Source organism: Spirosoma daeguense, assembly GCF_054776875.1.
The window spans coordinates 890,513-910,320 of the sequence record NZ_BAAHBF010000003.1 but is presented as its reverse complement, the minus strand read 5'-3'; the positions used below and the strand labels follow the sequence as shown (position 1 = coordinate 910,320).

The window sequence follows — 19,808 nt, the reverse complement described above, 5'->3', positions numbered from 1 at the left end:
GGCTTACTCAGTTTGTCACAATACGTCTGCAACTGCTTATTAGAATGTTCTTTGTTTTATCAGTTTATGAGCCTTGTGGATTCGTTGTTCCGGTATGGGGCGTATGCATGAACCGCTTGAAGGCTTTACGAATATTCAATAATGCCCGAACAAAGCTGAGCAGTAACATCGGAATAAGGAGCAACTCCCGGAAACTGATACGTTTCCACAAATAAGTTGGCACCGAAATAATGAGACTCAGGCTCAGCACCAGAAGAAACATGAATGGTATTTGCCAAAGAGCAGGTATGCCCGTAAATAGTCCAATAAACAAACCTAGCAGCAGTAAACCCAGTAGTAATATTTTGGGTAATACAACCGCCTGTATCACTTTTAAGCCTTTGGCAAACTGTCCGCTCAGGATATCGCGAATGCCCTGCCCGAAATACAATCGTACAAACTGCCACTGAGCTGCAATCCAGCGTGTGCGCTGGTTCTGAAACACCGCCCGATTGGCTACCTTTTCGTCATAAATGTAGGCATGTTCCAGATAGCCAATTTGATGACCGCTTAGCACTACGTTGGTTTCCAGTTCTTTATCGTAACCACCCATTGTTCGCTGCGTAGCCATAGCCGACTTCATCAACATCGGCTCAAATGCCATACCTGAGCCAATAGTAGCCGACGAAAGCCCTAATACGCGGGTTCCTTTCCGAAATATATGATTGTTGATTTCCTCACTAACAGCGTCAAGAATGGCTACGCTGGTGTTTATGTTTTTAGCGACCCGATGCCCCTGAACTGCTTTCCATCCGTGCTCGAAGGCTTGATTTATTCGACCAAGAAAATCAGTTGCCATGTGATTATCAGCGTCTGAAACCACCAGAATATCGTATTCGTTAAGCGGAATCCTCGATAGAGCCGAATTAATCGCTTTCGCTACAGTAGATACCTCAAACGAGACTTCCAGCACTTTAATTGGTAACGTAGCGAGCTTGGTAAGCGTCTCTGATTGGAATGAATCCGCGATCACGATAAGGTCGAATCGGTCGGCTGGATAGTTTTGCTTCAGATTTTCGGTTACGGAGTCAATAATGACGGCATCTTCTTTGTAAGCCGGAATTAGTACGCCAATTTTTCTAAAAACTGCCGGTTCTACTGACGTATCGATGTCGTCGGCCCGCCCTAGTCGGCCCGCAACTGCAAATACGGCCCAATACAGTACGTTCAGTAGAATAAAACTCAGGAAAATCAGATAGGGAATATAAATAATGGACATGATGAAGGAACAACGGGCAATTTAAAAACATGGCTACCGCTTAATTAATTTTGCCGTACATGCTTCAGGCTTCTATTTCAGCCTTACAGTGTCTTTTTGCCATAATCGTCTACCTATTTGACCCATATTTAGCAACTAAGTCACAAACACTAACGCAACCGTCACGACAATCTTTGCGTATATATTGTATGCGCTATATTGTTGTTTTTGCTCAGAATGAAATCGGTTACGCTGTCGGCTTCGATCACTTCGCCGAGGCTATCGATTTTTTGTTTTGGGGATACGAAGAATATGATTTGCTGCCCTATGGCACCTATGATGCGCTGACCAATCAGGTAACACTCTATGAACACAGGGGCGAACAAGTAGCGGATGTAACAGATGAAGTTATCAGCAAAATTGCGCTCGATTATCTGAAAGCAGCCATTCGGCAAACAACGTAGTAATTTTAGGAAAGTTTGCTCAACAAAAGAGTTTGGCCGGCTGGTTACGTAGTAGCTACAGTCTATACTACGTAGTATTCAGAAATTAACACTACTACGTTCCTGCCAACGTAACGTACTAAATTCCCGATTCGATATTGAAGTAAGACCCGAACGAGTGTTGATCGATGTTCAGAAAAATTGTTCCGTGGGTCCCATGGTTCAATGTTAGGTACACACGATTGTCTCGAATAGCGTCGATAACTCCCCGCGTACCAGCCGGAATCGTATCGGGCGCGGCCGATGTTATGATAATAATGTGTAGTTGAACAGCGTCGCCAATGGTTTTGATAGTCCAGTTGGTAGCAACTTTGTAGCCCGTTTTAGGATTGATAAATGCCATGGTATGGATGCTTAAGCAGAATCAAATACAATCTATTCAGTATCAAACGATAAATATAAAAATCGCATCGTTCAAAACGATATCTACTTATCTATCGGTAAGGAGCTAGTTTGTTTATAAATATAAAGGCAAGAAGATTCCGGATAATCCAGCTTTTATCCGCTAGTAAATGAGTGAAATCCAGCCAACAAAAAGGCGGATACAGACAAAGCTGTATCCGCCTTTTTGTTGGCTGGATTGGGGTTATACCACCAGAATATCTTTTTCTTTCGCTACAAACGTTTCATCAATGCGGGCAATAAAGGCATCTGTCAATTTCTGAACGCGCTCTTCGCCAATCTTCACCGCGTCTTCCGATACACCATCCTTCACCAGTTTGCGGATGTCGTCGTTGGTGTCTTTGCGAATGTTCCGAACATTAACTTTGGCGGTTTCTACCTCCTGTTTCACTTTCTTGACAAGGTCGCGCCGACGCTCTTCTGTCAGTGGAGGAATATTCAACCGAATATTTTCACCATCGTTAGATGGCGAGAGGCCAAGGTTTGAGTTTCTGATGGCTTTCTCAACTTCGCCAATGATTTTTTTCTCAAACGGCCTGATCGTAATGGTACGAGCATCAGGAGTAGTAACAGACGCAACCGTATTTAATGGCGAGAGCATTCCATAGTACTCAATCTGAATACCGTCGAGCATGGACGTACTGGCACGTCCGGCCCGGATTTTAGTAAGTTCGATGGCTAAATGCTTGAGCGCTTTTTCCATCGTGTCTTTTGCATCGTCGAGAAACAACTCGATCTCTTCCATGTTTCCTTAGAGTTTGAATGATTGAATAATTGAATGGTTAAATGATTGATCAGGTATATTCACCAAATATTCAATCATTCAATTATTCAATTTTTGATGTAATCAGCGTTCCCTGATCATCGTCGCCCAATATCAGTTTCAACAGACTACCTTGCTGGTTCATATTAAAAACGATAATCGGCAAATTGTTTTCCTGGCAAAGAGTAAAAGCGGTCAAATCCATAACGCTTAATTTCTTTTCATAAACGTCTTCGAACGTAATCGTCTTGTATCGCTCCGCCGTTTTATCTTTCATGGGGTCGGCCGTATATACGCCATCCACTTTAGTACCTTTTAGCACTACGTCGGCTTCTACTTCAATAGCGCGCAGAGCCGCCGTTGAATCCGTCGTAAAATAAGGGTTACCTGTTCCTGCACCAAAAATAACCACCCGGCCTTTTTCGAGGTGACGTACTGCCCGACGACGAACATAAGGTTCGCAAACCTGCTCCATTTTAATCGCCGACATAACGCGGGTATACAAACCCTGTTTTTCGAGCGCACTCTGGATAGCCATGGCATTGATTACCGTGGCCAGCATACCCATGTAATCACCCTGCACACGGTCGATACCTGACCGTTCGCCAGATACTCCCCGGAAGATATTTCCTCCACCAATGACAATAGCGACCTGAACCCCTAAATCGACCACCTCCTTGATTTCCTTACTATACTGTTCGAGTACAGCCGGATCAATATTGTAGCCACTAGGCCCAGCAAGAGCCTCCCCACTCAGTTTGAGCAGGATACGTTTATACTTTGTTTGCGATGCCATGAGGGAAAATTTGCGCGCAAAGATAAGGAAAAACAAAGGAAGGTCGAACGTTGAAACTAGCCAAAGGCATAAAGTATGTTCAGGTGATGTTAGTATGTGTACTCGTTTGGGGTCTCTTTTCAGGCCGCTTTCCAGAGTTCTTTTACTCGATCCATATCCCGTTTCATAGCCGTAAATAGCTCATTCTGAGGTATAGTCAATTTGGTAGCACCATGTTCGGCTCCTCCCATTGGGTATTCAATATGTAGCGTAATAGGTACCTGAATATTATTACGTTTCAACGTAGCAAAGTAGGTTTTAAAATCAATCATGCCCTGCCCCATCGGTACGTCCTGCACAACCCATTTTCCAGAGTTCTGTTTCCCCCAATGAAAATCCTTGACCGTAATCGCCCTCAACTGAGGCATCAGCAATCGAAGGCCATTTGGCCACGATTGACCACCTTCAACAGTTGCATGACGAATATCATATTGCACACCCATATAGGAGGGATCGGCGTTTTTTAGAATTTCCCAGATTTCCCAAACCGACGCTCCCACCGACGTACCGGCATGGTTCTGATAACAGCCCGTCAGTTTGAGACTTTTGTTGAGATCGGCTAGTCCACGTATTTTCTCGCCAAACACCTGAATTGACTCTGGAATTGGCCGTTTATCGTCGTACTTATACCAGTTCATCCGATACGTCGTAAAGCCCAATCCAGCCGCAGTTTTCAGCAGGCGATTATCTACCGGATTCGCGGCATCGCCTACTGCCGTAGTCATCAGCTTAGGAGCCAGCTTCACCTTTCGGAACGCTTCAACCGCTTTCGGCAAATCGTCTTCTACCCGTTCGGGAAGCACATGCCCGCCCGGACGAACGGTTAGGTCGACGCCAGCAAACCCCATCGTAGCTGCCGCATCGGCCATATCGGCATAATTCAGAAACTGAAGATGTTTCGAAAAAATATGAATGTCGGGTACCGGTACGTCAACAGTAGCGGCTACGGTTGGGAACGTATCAGGAAGCAAAGGCAGCACAGCCGCCGTCTGCGTTGTCTGTTTCAAAAACTGACGCCGGGAAACGATTTTTTTCATGGCCGTAAGACGAGTTGCTTACAAAACCAGTTCTCAGGCAAATTCTACCAGTACCTGCCCTTTTTCTACCCGGTCGCCTTTTGCTACGCGGATTGTTTTTATCGTTCCATCGCCGGGCGATTTCAGTACGTTCTCCATTTTCATAGCCTCAAGTATCAGTAAGCTATCACCCTTTCCAACCGTATCGCCAGCCTCAATGCTGATACCAACAATAAGACCCGGCATCGGCGCTTTCAGGTCATTGACTTTTGCGTTGGCGGCACTGCTCATGCCCATTTTTTCGAGCAAAAGGTCAAACCGGTCTTTTAGCTTTATTTCGTGTAAATGACCATTTATCTTCAACCGAACCGTTTTTTCAGTCAGATTCAAGTCAATAATTTCGGCAGTGTACGACTGATTTTGATGGAGGATATGAAACGTTCGATCCGAGAGCTTCACCAAATCCCATTCGAACGGTTGCCCGTTGAGCGTTGGGCCATCGGTTGTAAAATCAATCGTAAAAGGCTGGTCGTTTAGGGTCGTTGTGTACATAATTATTTGTTCGCTCTTTATCTTTATCATACGTAGTATTTAGTAAGTTACTACGTAGCATACATAGGACGTTACTTTACCGAAGCCTTTATTGGTGAATACGTTAGGTTTGAAATGGTAATGCCTTCAGTTGATTTTATAGCTACTTTATTAAGGTTCTGATTTGGGAAAAATATACTTGTCATCACGCCAAGTCCTTTATCAGCAAATAATTCAACCGACGCTACGTCGACCAAGATTGTGAGTGACAGATTTTTATCGGTCGACAGTCGGGGTGACGTAATGCGTTTCGCAAACCCTTTTTCAAAATCTATTTTACCCGACTTTGTTCGGTCGATGTAATACGTATTTGCGCCTTTGTCATAACCAACGACAACTTCTTCTCCCCGATCATTCGCTAAGACAATCGAAAAGTCGCGCGTTGCTAGTGCTGTCAGAATAAGTTTATACGTATCATTTCTGTTGCCGATTTTCGCGGTCAGATCATAGGTACCTTTTACGTTCAACTGGTTCTGAGATGTCGCTTTGCCTTCCAGTACGTTCAGTTCTTTTACGGGTGTTGATGTGAGCAATAATTCGCCATTTACCTCCTGTAAACCAAGTTCACGGGGTACGGTCGTGGCACTACGCCAGGTCGGCGTAGGCACTTTCTGAGCGTATTGCCAGTTGCTCATCCAGCCCATCAGCACAACCCGATTCCCCGTATTGGCGAACGTAACGCCAGCATAGTTATCGGTACCGAAATCCATCCACTTCGTTTTTTTGGTGTATGGCTTAAAGTGTTTACCGTTGAAATCACCCACAAAATATTGGGTAGCCGAGCCACCATTCGGTCCTCCGGGGTTGATACTGACCAGAAGTACCCATGCCTGCTTGCCATTATGTGTTAACGGGAACAAATCCGGACATTCCCACACGCCACCATGCGCACCCAGATCGCTTCCAAAATCACTTTCTTTCGACCACGATTTCAGGTCAGGCGAGGAATAGAACGTAACACGATCTTTAGCCGCTATTGTCATAATCCACTTCTTCTTCGGCTCATACCAGCGAACTTTAGGATCGCGAAAATCAACGATACCCGGATTTTTTACCACGGGATTTCCCTTGTACTTCATCCAGGTTTTTCCTTCGTCCAGACTATACGCGATGCTTTGGTACTGAAACTTGGTAGATTTCTGTTTCTCCAGTTTATCGTTGTGATGCGTGAAAATTGCCACTAATGGCGACTGTCCATTTTTACCGAAACCACTCGTGTTATTCACGTCTACAACGGCGCTGCCCGAAAAAATCCAGCCTAAACTATCTGGATAAAGCGCAATGGGTTGTTCCTGCCAATTAACCATATCCTTACTGGTGGCATGACCCCAATGCATAGGCCCCCAAACGGAGGCTTTTGGATAATACTGGAAAAATAAATGATACGTGCCTTTGTAATAGACCATGCCATTAGGATCGTTCATCCAATGGGCTTTAGGCGTAAAATGAAACCGAGGGCGGTGGGGTTCCATTTTTCTGGGCGAACCTGATTGTCCAAATAAATAGGACACACCAACGGTATACAAGGCCAGTAATAGCAGCAACTTCTTCATAGTACATCACCTGTGGTGGTGTAATATACAGCAATCTTTACGACTTATTCACTAACCAAACACCCAGCAAACAAATGCCCATACCGATAAATTGAACTGTATAAATGGTTTCGCCATCCAGAAATCCCCACATCAGGGCAACAATCGGAATCAGATACGTAACAGAAGCAGCAAAAAGTGGGGAGGCCAGTTGCATGACCCGGTTGAAGAAAATAGACATTAACCCCGATCCAAAAATTCCGAGTATTACAAGGGCTCCCAACGACCAGTTATTTTTTATCTCCAGAACCCGATCCAGAAAATCGGTTGGCATCAGTGTCAGCAGCGCAATTGGGCCAGCAAACGCAAATAACCAAGCCGTAGAGACCAACGCGGGCAAATGTTTCAAATAACGCCCTACCAAGTTGACATTCAGCCCGTAACATAACGTAGCACCCACAACCAGCAACGCATATTCGTTTATCTGAAACGAGCCTGTAGCACTAAAAAAGACTAAAAGCATCGAACCGAGCAGCCCGAGCAGAATACCGCTTACCTGACGAATTCTAAGCGGCTGACCGAAAAAAAGCCCACCCAGAATAAGAGTAAACAACGGGCTTAGCGAATTCAATGCACCAGACAAAGAGCTGTTTAGATGCGCACCAGCTTCGGCAAAAATGAACGCCGGAATCACAAAACCAACCAGCCCAGACGCCAGCAATGCTACCCAACGATGTCGCACGGCGACCCGAATTTCGGACTGACGACTTTGTCCTGCCAAAAAGGGAATAAAGAATAAAAAGGCAAATAACAATCGACCGGCGGCTACCTGTTGGGGCGGAAAAGCCTCCAGACTACGCTTGATCAGAATAAACGAACTTCCCCAGACAAGTGCCAGACAACAAAGCAGTAACCAGGCTAAGAGCGGGCGTTTCTGAGGCAACACAACAGGTTCTTCAGCAATCATAAAAGCAGAACAAAAGGCGACGTAGCTAAACTACAAAACGACGGGCATTTCTGCTACGTTACCTGCTACTACATTTGGCTTTACTACGTTGCTATTGTCATGTCGATTCGTTACGTATCGACATTGCTTGTTATCGGAAAAAGATATTGATTAAGCTACTGCTTCCGCGAAAGTGCTATAGCTCTCCTGAATCTCAGATAGAATAGCGCTTACTTCGTTATAGGAATCGGATGTTACCAGACGCATCCGGTAAGGCTTGAAATCATATAACCCTTTGAAATAATTGGCGTAGTGACGGCGCATTTCAAACAAACCGACAATTTCACCTTTCCAACGTATCGAAAAATCGAGGTGCTGACGACATACGGCTACCCGGTCGGCAATAGTGGGTGGAGCCAGGGTTTCGCCGGTACGTACGAAATGTTTGATCTCGTTGAAAATCCAGGGATAACCAATACTTGCCCGGCCAATCATTACACCATCGACACCGTAACGGTTCTTATATTCCAATGCTTTTTCGGGCGAATCGATGTCGCCGTTACCAAAGATAGGAATCTGAATACGCGAGTTTTCCTTGATCTTGCCAATAAGCGTCCAGTCAGCTTCGCCTTTGTACATCTGTACGCGCGTGCGTCCGTGTACCGTAAGGGCTTTGATGCCAATATCCTGCAAGCGTTCGGCTACCTCGCCGATATTTTTGGTGTGATCGTCCCAACCTAGCCGGGTTTTTACCGTAACAGGCAAATGGGTAGCTTTTACAACCGCTTCCGTCATCCGAACCATCTTCGGAATATCCTGAAGCAAAGCGGCCCCCGCGCCCCGACACGCTACGTTCTTGACCGGACAACCGTAGTTAATATCAATCAAATCTGGCTCCACTCGGCTGGCAATACGGGCACATTCGCCCATCGTTTCTACGTCGGAGCCGAATAGCTGAATACCAATTGGGCGCTCATACTCGAAAATATCGAGCTTTTGTACACTCTTGGCAGCATCCCGAATCAATCCTTCCGATGAGATGAATTCTGTATACATCAAATCAGCGCCGTTGGCTTTACAAACCGCCCGGAAAGGCGGATCGCTAACATCTTCCATCGGAGCCAGTAATAACGGAAAATCAGGGAGTTGTATAGTACCAATAGTAACCAAGTGAATACGGATTTATGAGTTGAATTGCCCAGACAAACGTAGCACTCAAATTACGATTCAAGCGGCTGTTTGGTTCCCTCTCGTGTCAGACAACCGTTAAAACGTAACGCATACTACGTTAATCAGCCATGTTCTGATGTATATTTACCGGGAATATGGAAGTCTACACGCCCACTGAAAATTCTACTTCTCGTCCGCCAACAGTAAGCGGCTTGATGATCCTGATTGGTTTTGTATTAATAGGAGGTGTTTTGAGTACGTTGATACTCTTTGTGATTCTGGTCGCCAGCAAAGGCATGGGTTTCGAAGAAGCACAGCGTTACCTGACTCAACTCGCTACTAATCCCGATACGTCACCCGATAATTGGTACGTATTAATGCTTCTTCAGGCTATCAATCACCTCGGTACGTTTTTGCTTCCTGCACTGGCCTACTGGTACCTTGTTGAACGTCGTCCATGGAATCAATTCAATGCTCGGCCAGTATCAGCCGTGGCAGGTTTTAGTCTCGTTACGTTGATTGTCATCGCCTTTATGCCCTTCGACGGGCTAATTATCGAATGGAACCGCAGCCTGCATTTGCCGGAAACCCTTGCCCCACTCGAACAATGGATTCGTGACAAGGAGAAGGGGCTTGAAAGTATTACGCGATACCTTACGTCGTTTCAGACAACCGGGCAATTATTAGTGGCAGTGTTGGTCATTGCCATTATTCCGGGCATCGGCGAAGAGGTTCTGTTTCGGGGCATTCTTCAGCGTAATCTCATCATCTGGACCAAAAATAGACATGTTGGCATCTGGCTGGCGGCAGCCTTATTTAGTGCTATTCACGTTCAGTTTCTGGGCTTTTTTCCACGTATGCTACTGGGTGCTTTATTTGGTTATTTATACCTGTGGTCGGGGAATTTATGGGTACCCATTCTGGCGCATTTTGTCAACAATGGGTTTACGGTGCTGATGGTTTATCTATACCAGCAAAAAATGACCAATATGGATATTGAAAGCACGGAATCGGTTCCTTTTTTAGGCTCGATGGTTGCCGGGCTTGTTACAGCCGGGTTGCTCTATTATTTTAGGCGATTGAACCAATCGGATTACGTATAGTTACAGGTTTCATAGTCCATGCTGGTAACGCCAGTGCTTGAACATGAACCAATTTTTAGAGTTATGGCAGAAACCTGGGAATCGATTTACGCTACTCCCCTTCCGCATCGGGCCGAATTAGCAAAGGCTTTATTGCTGGAACATGATATTCCGGCAGTGGTTATTAATTCGCAAAGTAGTAGCTATCCGTCTATTGGATGGGGCAAAAGTGAGGTTCATGTACCAGCCAAAGACGCAACGCTGGCCAAAGTTATTTTAGAGAATGAAGCAACGTTTAGCTAGCCTGTCGAACCTCCAGCAACGGGTAATTGCTGCGTTGATTGGGGTTCCGTTTATTTTATTCATGATTTGGTACAGAGACTGGACGTTTGCGCTGTTATTCTGTGTCATTAGTGCTCTAACCCAGCGTGAATTTTACCGATTATTAGGGCTGGATGGTTTTGAGCCCTTAACGGCCTACGGCACGGTAGTCGGTTGTTTAATCTGCATACTCGCTTATTTCATCGAAACCGACCGGATCGGTATGGGCAACTACTTTCTGATTTGCCCGGCGTCGTCGATGATTTTCCTGATCAAGCTCTATAAAAAACGCGACATGAAGCCATTTACCAACATTGGCTTCACTTTTCTGGGTATTATCTACGTAGCAATGCCATTCGCCCTGCTCATTATTCTGGCGCTACGTGGCGGTACGTTCCACCCGATGATTATTACTGGGTGTCTATTACTGCTGTGGGCCAGCGACATTGGTGCTTATTTCGCCGGCACCAAATTCGGTCGTCGGAAACTTTTTGAGCGCGTATCGCCCAAGAAGTCGTGGGAGGGCGCAATGGGCGGAGCCGCTGCCGCTGCCATCATTGCCGGTTTGCTGGCTTATTTCGACAATGAACTACGTCCGTGGCAATGGTATTGTGTGGGCGGAATCATTGTGGTGACGGGCACGTATGGCGATTTAGTGGAGTCTTTATTCAAACGTAGCATCGCTATTAAAGACTCAGGCAGCAGCATTCCGGGGCATGGCGGTTTCCTCGACCGTTTCGATGGTTTGTTATTGGCAGCTCCCTTTATTATCACCTTTCTGAAGTTGTTTGCCTAATTTTAAGTAATACGTTTAGGGCAACAATACCGGGTTAAATTCTGTTAATTTTCTTAAAAATCGGGTATTCGAAACCATATCCTGCCTTTTCCTCGTTTACTTTGTAGATTGTTTTTCCTGAGATATGAAGAAATCGTTAACGTTATTGGTGTCCATTCTGGTGTTGTTTGCGCTGGCGGGGCAATTCTCGGCCGCGTGGGCACAAGGGCAAGACCGTCAGGTAACGTTCACGGGCTTCATCACTGGAGGTAAAACCAACGAAGCCTTACCAGGGGCTTATATCTATATTCCCAAAGCAGGTCGCGGGGTATTAGCAGCTCCGAATGGCTATTTTGCGCTCCCCGTTTTCCCCGGCGATAGCGTTATTTTCAGCTACGTTGGTTTCCGAACGCAGTATCACATCATTCCCAGTCGGTTAACAGACCTTACGTATTCAGCCGTTGTAGCGTTGCAGGAAGATGTAAAAACACTGGCCGAAGTTAAGGTTTACCCCTACGCAACCGAAGAACTCTTTAAGGAAGCTTTTGTCAATCTGAAACTTCCCGACGAGAAAGAACGCGAAAACCTGGCTCGAAATACCAGCCCGGAAGCTATTATGCGACAGGCGGCAACTATGCCGATGAGTGCGGCCGCCAACCACCAGAACTTTGTGAATCAGCAGTTCTTCGGACGAGAATCTATGGTTGGACGTAGCGCAACGCCTACGTTTGCTTTTACCAATCCGTTTGCGTGGGCCAACTTCATTCGCTCGGTGAAACGGGGTGAGCTAAAAAACAAAGAGTGGCGTAGCGAGCTCAATAAAGCGCCCCGTGAGAACGTATCCCGAAAGGATATGCTACAGGACGGCAATTAACTCTGTATTCTTTTTTACTTTTCTGACTAGCCTACAACGTAGTCGAAATATCGATTCGATTTATAACGATATTTTTATAGTATAGCCTATCTTATCGGCCTCTTATTAAGGTCAACTTTCCATCTGCTTAAAGCATAAGTACCAACCTACATCCTAAACTTTACTTCGTTGGGTTGGTAACGTTTATTTACATACCCTTCATACTCTATTTCCTAACCAGCTTTTGGTTTAAAAGTCTGGTAGAGTGTTCCTTTTTTCGTGAAGTAAGCGAGTAGATAATAATTTTTGGCTTTTGAACACGAAAAAATTGACCTTTCTGACAAGCTAATTCAGCCAAAGTAAAAACATAAAGTTTACCAATGGTATATTCACAAAACTGTATATTCTTTAGCACAATAAATGCTAACAAATAATATGTTTTTTTTACATAAAAGTTACAAATCAATGTAAATTACAAATACCTACTAAGATAAATTACATTTAAATTCTTACTCTATCTTTGTAAAGCAACACATAATAAATTAATCTTTACAAACAAATGAGTAGAATTTTATTAGGCATTTACCTGCTTTCACTGCTATTCTGTTTGCCTGTTATGGCTCAGGATATAACAGTGAATGGTCACGTTACGTCTTCTGATGACGGTGCTACATTACCCGGTGTAACTGTATATATTAAAGGAGCGAATCGCGGTACAACCACTGATGCGCAAGGCAAATACACCCTTAATGCTCCAGCCAACAGCACGCTAATCTTTAGCTACATTGGCTACTCGTCAATAGAAGAAGCAATTGGCAATCGCTCGACAATCAATGTTGTATTAGCTAACGACACAAAGCAACTGGGCGAAGTTGTCGTAATTGGCTATGGTACACAGCAACGCCAGCGCGTTACATCCGCTATTTCGACTGTTAGTGGTAATGCATTGGCTAATTTGGCTACTCCAAGTTTCGACCAACAATTGGCAGGTCGAGCAGCAGGCGTTCAGGTTACCGTACCGTCGGGTATTCTGGGGCAACCGCCAGTCATACGTATTCGAGGTACAAATTCTATTTCATCGGGCTCCAATCCGCTGATCGTTGTTGACGGCGTGCCAGTTATTACGGGCAGTCAAAGCAGTGCTACACCAACTAACCCACTGGGCGACATTAATCCGCAGGATATCGAATCGTATGAGATTCTGAAAGACGGAGCAGCAACGGCTATTTATGGCTCACGTGCAGCAAACGGTGTGATTCTGATTACAACCAAAAAAGGGAAGAAGAATTCGGGAGTTAAGGTTAGCCTTGATATTCAGGGCGGTACGTCAACTACGGTTAAACGGCTGGACTTGTTGAATGCGGAAGAATTTGTAGCCATTTCGAACGAGAAAAGCATTAATGCAGGTGGTCAGGCTGTTGCGTTTATGGACGCTAATAATACTAACACCGACTGGCAAAACGAAATCTTACGTAATGGCAGCTCTCAAAACTATAACCTGAGCGTAACAGGCGGTGGAGAAAAAACATCCTACTATTATTCGTTAGGATTCAATAAGCAAATAGGGGCAATCAAACCAAACGACCAGACCCGTTTTTCGTTCCTGACTAATATCGATCATGCAATCAATAAGTTTATTACTATTGGCATGAAAGTGCAGGTAGCCCGCACAATCAATAATGGGTTAAATACCGGGGAGAGTTCGCTGTCGGGAAACATGACAAACGTAGCGCGCTTACTTCCGAACGTACCAGTCTATGACGCTACGCACCCAACCGGCTACAATATCTCGCCTGATAACTCTATTCTGGGAAGAGGAGCCAATCTACGTAACATCGACAATAACTATACAAACATTGCTTTTATACTGGCTAATAATAAGTTCAATGCAACCACCACGCGCGTTTTGCCAACAGGCTATCTGGTAGTAAATATTCTGGATGGTCTATCGCTACGTACCCAACTTGGTGGCGATTACACAGGTACGCGTAGTTACCGAAAATATGACCCGCGTCATGGTGATGGACGTAGCGCGAATGGTGAAGTAAGCCAGACCTCTCGTGAGGTATTGCGCTGGAACTGGCAAAACGTATTGAATTTTGAGCGCGATTTCGGATTTCATAACATCAATCTGACCTTAGGTACTGAGTATCAGAAAACAACTACCTCATCTTTCAATGCCCGGGGGCGGAATTTTTCTGATAATTTCTTCCTTGAAAACGGCCTTATTGAGGGCACATACGGTACGCAATTTTCGGAAGGAACATTTGTACCAACCGGCTTTGATTCCTACTTCGGTCGTATTCAATATGGGTATCGCGACAAATACCTTCTTTCGTTTAGTGCACGTAACGATGGTCTTTCATCACTTCCACAGGCCAACCGTCGTGGTACGTTCTTAGGCGGATCGATTGGTTACCGGCTTTCGCAGGAGGATTTTTACAAGAACTCCCCTATTGGCCTAATCATGAACGACTTAAAAATCCGGGCTAGCTATGCCGAAGTGGGTAACACCGATATTGGTTCGTTTCCGTATGTGGGTACGTTTGGGGCAGCGCAGTACGCTTCGCAAAATGGTATCGCCTATACTCAGGCCGGTAATCCGGACTTACGCTGGGAACGTAGTCAGAAAGAAGATTATGGTATCGATGTGGGCTTCTTCAATAATCGCCTAACCGCCAATTTCGATTACTTCCGCAACAATATAGATGGCCTGATTCTAGCCGCGCCAACGCCAAGCTCCATTGGCGTTCCCAACAACTCGATAAACAAGAACGTCGGGTCGATGATTAACCGGGGCTTCGAGGTAGGTATCAATTTTGAAGCAATCAATAAAAATGGTTTCCGCTGGAACGTAGGTGCCAATTTCACCACACTCAACAATCGCATTACGTCGCTCAATAAAAACAATGAAGGTGTAGATCAGGATATTACGTTCACCTATAACATCAACCGCGTTGGTGAATCAGTAGCTGCATTATATGGATATCGGTATGCGGGCGTAAACTCGTCGAATGGTAATCCGATGTATTATAAAGGTGACGGGCGGACCGTTCAGCATGATATTAACACAAACACCTATTCATTTTACGACGCTTCGTCGCCAAACAGCCTGACCAACACCAACGGGGCAACACTCAGTGCATCTACAGATCGAGCCATTCTTGGCAATACCAATCCGAAATACTACGGTGGTTTAACCAACTCATTTAGCTACAAAGGGCTTGATCTGGAGGTATTCGTTCGGTTCTCGGGTGGCAACAAAGTACTGAACGTAACACGTCAGGAAGCCTTATTGAATCAGGATTTCAATAACAATGGCCGTGAAATTCTGAAACGCTGGCAAAAAGAAGGCGACATTACCGATGTTCCGAAAATCTGGCTGTCGAAAAGTGGCATTATCAACCAAAATAATAATGCAATTAGCCGCTTTGTTGAAAATGGCGATTTCGTTCGCATCCAAAACATTATTCTGGGCTACACTATCCCCAAAAATGTATTGCCTAAAGGCGCCTTTGCCGTGAGTTCAGTACGTCTGTTTGCGCAACTCCAAAATGCCTTTACGTTCACTAAATACAAAGGGCTTGATCCGGAATTGAGCGCCAATGTAAACGGCGATTTTGACAATAACAGCCAGACTGGTATTGACTATAACACAAACCCTCAATTACGCGTAATGACCTTCGGCGTAACTATCGGCCTTTAAACGAACACGTCATGAATCTTAGAAAATCATATATTGTACTTGCACTCAGTAGCTCGCTTGTATTATCATCCTGCGAAGTAAATGATCTGGTCCCACAAACAGCCTTGTCTGAAACTACGGCCTTCCAGACGCCCGAACGTATTGCATTGGCAGTAGCGGGCGTATACGACGGTGGCCAGTCGGGTTTTTATGCAAGTGGAGCTGTGCGTGGCTACGTATTCGGCTCTGCCCATATTGAACAAGGTGATATGCGGGGAGAAGATATGGCGTTGGCTGCTACGTTCTACGCGGCTACGTATCAGAATAATTACAACGCTACGTCGGCCAACAACGTCTATTACTGGCAAAACGCTTATGCCATGATTAACCGGGCCAACATTGTGATTGCCGGTTTAAAAACAGCCCAACCTTCTTCTACACTTACCCAGGCTCAGATTGATGCCTACGAAGGAGAATGCCGTTTGCTACGTGCCATGGCCCATCATTACTTACTGGTAAATTTCGCGCGTCCGTTTAGCGATAATCCTACAGCAGCAGGCGGTGGCATTCCGTATCGCGAGGTGGCTGTTACGGGAGGAAACTCGGTTGATGAAGCGATCAAACAAGGGCGCAACACAGTTGCCGAATGTTATGACAAGATCATCGCCGATCTGAATTATGCCGAATCAACCCTTCCGGATACACGTAGTGGCAACCTTAAAATTACCCGTGCCACCAAAGGGGCAGCTATTGCGCTGAAAACACGCGTTCGTCTGCATCAGAACAATTGGGCCGAAGTGATTAAGGAAGCCAACAAACTGGTACCTATAGCATCTCCCTTTAGCAGCCCTATTGGTGCATATGCACTTACCAGCACAGCACTCGGTCCTTTCGGCTCAAACAATAAGAGCAATAGCGAATCGATTTTTTCGATAGAAAACAACGATGTCGACAACTCAGGAACAAACGGAGCAATGGCAGCCATGTATTCGGCAGTGGGTACAAATGGGCGAGGTATTGTGTTGATCAGTCCTGTTCTCTGGAATCAACCATTCTTTCCTGCCGACGATTTGCGTAAATCGGCCACTGCTATTGCAAAGGATGCTGCTGGTTCGGCCGGTAAAGGTGGCAACTTCAGCCGAAAATATCCCGACGTAACAGCCCGTTCTGAAAACGCTCCTATTATTCGCTACGCTGAAGTGTTGTTGAATCTGGCCGAAGCGATTGCCCGCACTAATACTAGCGTCGACAGTCGGGCATTGGCGTTGCTAAGTGCGGTTCGAAATCGTTCGGTGCCTACGCCAGCCAATCAATATACAACGGCCAGCTTCACAACAAACAAAGATCTAGTCCGTGCCATTATCAATGAGCGCCGTCCTGAATTCGTTGCAGAAGGGCTGCGTTGGCTCGATATTCATCGGTTGGCGCAAGATTCGGATTTCAAGCAGGCTGATGGCATTCCGGCTAAAGCAAACATATCGATCAGCAACTTTGCTCCGCTATACACAAACGACCCAAAAACAACAATCTCATTGCAGCCGGGTCTGCCTTATAGCGACTTCCGTTTTGTGTGGCCAATTCCACTCGAAGAGCTAAACAACAACCCAACGTTAGCTAAACAGCAAAATCCCGGTTATTAACCAGTTGCTCTTTTCTAAAAATCCCTCCTGAGAACACTGGGAGGGATTTTTTATTTAACTTTAAAAGGCGTTTAATACGTCTTCTCCCACTTATTCAGACTCAACTTTGCTCCATCGAAAACGCCATATGTTTTTACTGAAACCCATTCACCCAGATTAACGTAGCGGCTCGTTGGCGATACGGTCAGATCGAGCGGTAAATGCCGGTGCCCGAACACGTAGTAATCGTGATGTTCAGTAGCTTCTACTTCACGGCAATATTGCATGAGCCACTCCCGATCTTCGCCCAGAAACTGCTCCTCCCCCTTCTTCTGATTGCTAATTCGGCTCCGTCGCGACCAGGCATGCGCCAATCCGATACCCATGTCAGGGTGTACCCAGCGAAATAATTGTCGAGCCAACCTACTTTCAAATAGCGTCTTAAGGCGTTTATAAACAAAATCGCCGGGGCCAAGTCCATCACCGTGTCCAATCAGAAACCGCTTTCCACCAATATCGTATTGGCGCGGCTGCCGATATACGGGAATACCCATTTCCTGTGTAAAGTAGTCGTTCATCCACATATCGTGATTGCCCGTAAACAGAATAATGGGCAACCCGGCATCAGTTAGTTCGGCCAGTTTTCCCTGCAATCGAATAAAGCCTTTGGGAATGCTACGTTTGTATTCAAACCAGAAATCGAACACATCGCCTACCAGAAAAATCACAGCGGCATCAGTACGTACGGAGTCAAGCCAGTTAACCACCGCCTGTTCGCGGATGCGGCTTTGTTCGGGCGTTGGCGTACCCAGATGGAAATCAGAAGCAAAATAGGCTTTTTGGCCGGCGGTAAGCGAAATGGTTTCTATGGCAGACATGCATACAGGTGATTCGATAGCAAAACTACGTAACGAATAGGGTTTACTACTAGCGTTCATACCGCATTTATAACCGTTAACTCATTCAACCACGTTGACTGTCAGAAAAAAAACCATCTTTGTTCTGCTAGCAAAGCCCAATAATCGACCACTCCATATGAAAACAATTTGCGCTCTTCTATTCGTTTTTGCCCTTTCAGCAACTTCTCTTCAGGCTCAGATACGGGTATATGATCCCGGCCGTACGCTGGAACGTAGCGTTGAATCCCGGACTAACAGTAAAATTGACCAGGGAATCAACCGGGGGCTCGATAAAGTTGAGGAAGGAGTGATGGGTATTTTTAAGAAAAAGGAAAAGCCGAAGACAACGAATCAGCAGAGTGACAAGAACGAGAGCAACGAGACAAATACCAATTCGAATACAGATAACACCTCCTCCGATAATTCGCGCGCTAATCGTTCTTCTGGTAATACGTCGGCCAACGATAACGTAGCTGGTTCGGGTAATGCTCCCGCTACGTTAAAGTCATATAGCAAGTTTGACTTTGTTCCGGGCGAAAAAATCATTGCTGTCGAAGATTTTATGCAGGACGCCATCGGCGATTTTCCGGCCAAATGGAACTCAAGCGGTTCCGGCGAAGTGGTTACTATTGATGGAAAAACTGGCCACTGGCTCATGTTAGCGAAACAGGGCGAATACCTGCCTGAGTTTATCAACAGTCTTCCCGAAAACTTTACGCTTCAGTTCGATTTAGCGTCCAACGAAAAGTTCAGCTTCTATTCCACCTACCTTTTCGTAAATATGGTCGCTATGGTAAATCCGGCTAAAGAATTCACGAAATGGGGACGTTTTCCCCAAGCCAGTGATGGTGTTCGGGTTGGTCTTCATCCACAAGGTGCCGGTAGCACGGGCAAGACAGGTATTACACAGCTTATTACCTACGCCAAAGGCGAGGAAATGATGAAAAACGAAACAGACCAACGTGCCTTTACCACAGCAGACCATAACGTAGTGAAAGTATCAATCTGGCGGCAGAGACAGCGGCTACGGGTCTATGTCGATGAAACCAAAATCTGGGATATTCCCCGCGCTTTTCAGCCGGGCGTTACGTATAACGGGGTAGTGCTCTCAACCGCCGATATGCATAACGATCAGGATCGCTACTACGTTGGAAATTTGAGGCTGGCCGTTGGCGCGCCCGATACACGTAACAAACTAATTACCGAAGGAAAATTTGTTACCAACGGAATTCTATTTGATACCAATTCGGATAAGATCAAACCCGAATCTTACGGTGCGCTGAAAGATATTGCCAACGTATTGACCGAAAACGCCGATGTGAAAGTACGTATCATTGGTCATACTGATTCCGATGGAGACGATGCATCGAACATGACGCTCTCGAAAAAAAGGGCAGCCGCTGTAAAAGCCGAATTGAGTACTACGTTCGGCATTGATGGCGGTCGTATGGAAACCGATGGCAAGGGTGAATCGCAACCTTCAGGCCCTAACACCACCGCCGAAGGTAAAGCCAACAACCGGCGTGTAGAGTTCGTAAAATTGTAAGCGAATTCAAAAACAACTGACAGACGAAGATGG

18 protein-coding genes are annotated in these 19,808 nt (G+C 45.6%); 8 read left to right on the top strand and 10 right to left on the bottom strand.

Annotation, left to right across the window (positions count from 1 at the left end):
* Positions 1-64: 64 nt before the first annotated feature.
* Positions 65-1,258: a glycosyltransferase family 2 protein gene (locus ACYVD4_RS12670; protein WP_460946067.1), complete on the bottom strand. Its 1,194-nt coding sequence runs from the start codon at positions 1,256-1,258 to the stop codon at positions 65-67.
* A 188-nt stretch (positions 1,259-1,446) separates the two neighbouring features.
* Between ACYVD4_RS12670 and ACYVD4_RS12665 the strand changes: the two genes are divergently transcribed.
* Positions 1,447-1,701, top strand: coding sequence for a hypothetical protein (locus ACYVD4_RS12665; RefSeq protein WP_460946065.1), 255 nt, complete (start codon positions 1,447-1,449; stop codon positions 1,699-1,701).
* 118 nt (positions 1,702-1,819) lie between these two features.
* On the opposite strand, the gene ACYVD4_RS12660 is transcribed toward ACYVD4_RS12665, so the two are convergent.
* The 8 genes from ACYVD4_RS12660 to dusB all read right to left on the bottom strand — a co-directional run bounded on the left by ACYVD4_RS12660 (position 1,820) and on the right by dusB (position 8,995).
* Positions 1,820-2,083, bottom strand: a complete 264-nt coding sequence (locus tag ACYVD4_RS12660; protein ID WP_460946063.1) for a hypothetical protein — start codon at positions 2,081-2,083, stop codon at positions 1,820-1,822.
* A gap of 243 nt (positions 2,084-2,326) precedes the next feature.
* Positions 2,327-2,887, bottom strand: coding sequence for a ribosome recycling factor (gene frr / locus ACYVD4_RS12655; RefSeq protein WP_460946061.1), 561 nt, complete (start codon positions 2,885-2,887; stop codon positions 2,327-2,329).
* Between the two features lie 82 nt (positions 2,888-2,969).
* Positions 2,970-3,701, bottom strand: a complete 732-nt coding sequence (gene pyrH, locus ACYVD4_RS12650; RefSeq protein ID WP_460946059.1) for a UMP kinase — start codon at positions 3,699-3,701, stop codon at positions 2,970-2,972.
* Positions 3,702-3,820: 119 nt separating this feature from the next.
* Entirely contained in the window at positions 3,821-4,777 is a 957-nt protein-coding gene (locus ACYVD4_RS12645) for a sugar phosphate isomerase/epimerase family protein (RefSeq protein ID WP_460946057.1), read from the bottom strand.
* Positions 4,778-4,810: 33 nt separating this feature from the next.
* On the bottom strand, positions 4,811-5,308 hold the full coding sequence (locus ACYVD4_RS12640) for an acyl-CoA carboxylase biotin carboxyl carrier protein subunit (RefSeq protein ID WP_460946055.1): 498 nt from the start codon (positions 5,306-5,308) through the stop codon (positions 4,811-4,813).
* Positions 5,309-5,379: 71 nt separating this feature from the next.
* Positions 5,380-6,900: a glycoside hydrolase family 32 protein gene (locus ACYVD4_RS12635; RefSeq protein WP_460946053.1), complete on the bottom strand. Its 1,521-nt coding sequence runs from the start codon at positions 6,898-6,900 to the stop codon at positions 5,380-5,382.
* A gap of 37 nt (positions 6,901-6,937) precedes the next feature.
* Positions 6,938-7,846 (bottom strand): DMT family transporter, encoded by a 909-nt coding sequence (locus ACYVD4_RS12630; protein WP_460946051.1) that lies wholly within the window; start codon positions 7,844-7,846, stop codon positions 6,938-6,940.
* 150 nt (positions 7,847-7,996) lie between these two features.
* Positions 7,997-8,995 (bottom strand): tRNA dihydrouridine synthase DusB, encoded by a 999-nt coding sequence (dusB, locus tag ACYVD4_RS12625; RefSeq protein ID WP_460946049.1) that lies wholly within the window; start codon positions 8,993-8,995, stop codon positions 7,997-7,999.
* A 218-nt stretch (positions 8,996-9,213) separates the two neighbouring features.
* On the opposite strand from dusB, the gene ACYVD4_RS12620 reads away from it, so the two are divergent.
* From ACYVD4_RS12620 to ACYVD4_RS12595, 6 genes are all read left to right on the top strand, one after another.
* The gene (locus ACYVD4_RS12620) at positions 9,214-10,098 is read left to right on the top strand and encodes a lysostaphin resistance A-like protein (protein ID WP_460946223.1); all 885 of its coding nucleotides are present in this window, start codon (positions 9,214-9,216) and stop codon (positions 10,096-10,098) included.
* 63 nt (positions 10,099-10,161) lie between these two features.
* Positions 10,162-10,380, top strand: coding sequence for a putative signal transducing protein (locus ACYVD4_RS12615; protein WP_460946047.1), 219 nt, complete (start codon positions 10,162-10,164; stop codon positions 10,378-10,380).
* Positions 10,361-11,194, top strand: coding sequence for a phosphatidate cytidylyltransferase (locus tag ACYVD4_RS12610; protein WP_460946045.1), 834 nt, complete (start codon positions 10,361-10,363; stop codon positions 11,192-11,194). The genes ACYVD4_RS12615 and ACYVD4_RS12610 overlap by 20 nt, the downstream gene beginning before the upstream one ends.
* A 124-nt stretch (positions 11,195-11,318) precedes the next feature.
* On the top strand, positions 11,319-12,047 hold the full coding sequence (locus ACYVD4_RS12605) for a carboxypeptidase-like regulatory domain-containing protein (protein WP_460946043.1): 729 nt from the start codon (positions 11,319-11,321) through the stop codon (positions 12,045-12,047).
* Between the two features lie 538 nt (positions 12,048-12,585).
* Positions 12,586-15,732: a SusC/RagA family TonB-linked outer membrane protein gene (locus ACYVD4_RS12600; protein ID WP_460946041.1), complete on the top strand. Its 3,147-nt coding sequence runs from the start codon at positions 12,586-12,588 to the stop codon at positions 15,730-15,732.
* 11 nt (positions 15,733-15,743) lie between these two features.
* Positions 15,744-17,351, top strand: coding sequence for a RagB/SusD family nutrient uptake outer membrane protein (locus ACYVD4_RS12595; RefSeq protein ID WP_460946039.1), 1,608 nt, complete (start codon positions 15,744-15,746; stop codon positions 17,349-17,351).
* 71 nt (positions 17,352-17,422) lie between these two features.
* Here ACYVD4_RS12595 and ACYVD4_RS12590 read toward each other — a convergent pair whose 3' ends face one another.
* Positions 17,423-18,208 carry a UDP-2,3-diacylglucosamine diphosphatase gene (locus tag ACYVD4_RS12590; RefSeq protein ID WP_460946037.1) on the bottom strand — a complete coding sequence of 262 codons (786 nt, stop codon included), beginning with the start codon at positions 18,206-18,208 and terminating at the stop codon, positions 17,423-17,425.
* Between the two features lie 157 nt (positions 18,209-18,365).
* Between ACYVD4_RS12590 and ACYVD4_RS12585 the strand changes: the two genes are divergently transcribed.
* The gene (locus ACYVD4_RS12585) at positions 18,366-19,775 is read left to right on the top strand and encodes an OmpA family protein (RefSeq protein ID WP_460946035.1); all 1,410 of its coding nucleotides are present in this window, start codon (positions 18,366-18,368) and stop codon (positions 19,773-19,775) included.
* Positions 19,776-19,808 lie beyond the last annotated feature (33 nt).

Bases quoted from the DNA above. Each gene is read 5' to 3' on its own strand.
- ACYVD4_RS12670 (WP_460946067.1), bottom strand. From the start codon at position 1,258: ATGTCCATTATTTATATTCCCTATCTGATTTTCCTGAGTTTTATTCTA.
- ACYVD4_RS12665 (WP_460946065.1), top strand. From the start codon at position 1,447: ATGCGCTATATTGTTGTTTTTGCTCAGAATGAAATCGGTTACGCTGTC.
- ACYVD4_RS12660 (WP_460946063.1), bottom strand. From the start codon at position 2,083: ATGGCATTTATCAATCCTAAAACGGGCTACAAAGTTGCTACCAACTGG.
- frr (WP_460946061.1), bottom strand. From the start codon at position 2,887: ATGGAAGAGATCGAGTTGTTTCTCGACGATGCAAAAGACACGATGGAA.
- pyrH (WP_460946059.1), bottom strand. From the start codon at position 3,701: ATGGCATCGCAAACAAAGTATAAACGTATCCTGCTCAAACTGAGTGGG.
- ACYVD4_RS12645 (WP_460946057.1), bottom strand. From the start codon at position 4,777: ATGAAAAAAATCGTTTCCCGGCGTCAGTTTTTGAAACAGACAACGCAG.
- ACYVD4_RS12640 (WP_460946055.1), bottom strand. From the start codon at position 5,308: ATGTACACAACGACCCTAAACGACCAGCCTTTTACGATTGATTTTACA.
- ACYVD4_RS12635 (WP_460946053.1), bottom strand. From the start codon at position 6,900: ATGAAGAAGTTGCTGCTATTACTGGCCTTGTATACCGTTGGTGTGTCC.
- ACYVD4_RS12630 (WP_460946051.1), bottom strand. From the start codon at position 7,846: ATGATTGCTGAAGAACCTGTTGTGTTGCCTCAGAAACGCCCGCTCTTA.
- ACYVD4_RS12615 (WP_460946047.1), top strand. From the start codon at position 10,162: ATGGCAGAAACCTGGGAATCGATTTACGCTACTCCCCTTCCGCATCGG.
- ACYVD4_RS12610 (WP_460946045.1), top strand. From the start codon at position 10,361: ATGAAGCAACGTTTAGCTAGCCTGTCGAACCTCCAGCAACGGGTAATT.
- ACYVD4_RS12605 (WP_460946043.1), top strand. From the start codon at position 11,319: ATGAAGAAATCGTTAACGTTATTGGTGTCCATTCTGGTGTTGTTTGCG.
- ACYVD4_RS12600 (WP_460946041.1), top strand. From the start codon at position 12,586: ATGAGTAGAATTTTATTAGGCATTTACCTGCTTTCACTGCTATTCTGT.
- ACYVD4_RS12595 (WP_460946039.1), top strand. From the start codon at position 15,744: ATGAATCTTAGAAAATCATATATTGTACTTGCACTCAGTAGCTCGCTT.
- ACYVD4_RS12590 (WP_460946037.1), bottom strand. From the start codon at position 18,208: ATGTCTGCCATAGAAACCATTTCGCTTACCGCCGGCCAAAAAGCCTAT.
- ACYVD4_RS12585 (WP_460946035.1), top strand. From the start codon at position 18,366: ATGAAAACAATTTGCGCTCTTCTATTCGTTTTTGCCCTTTCAGCAACT.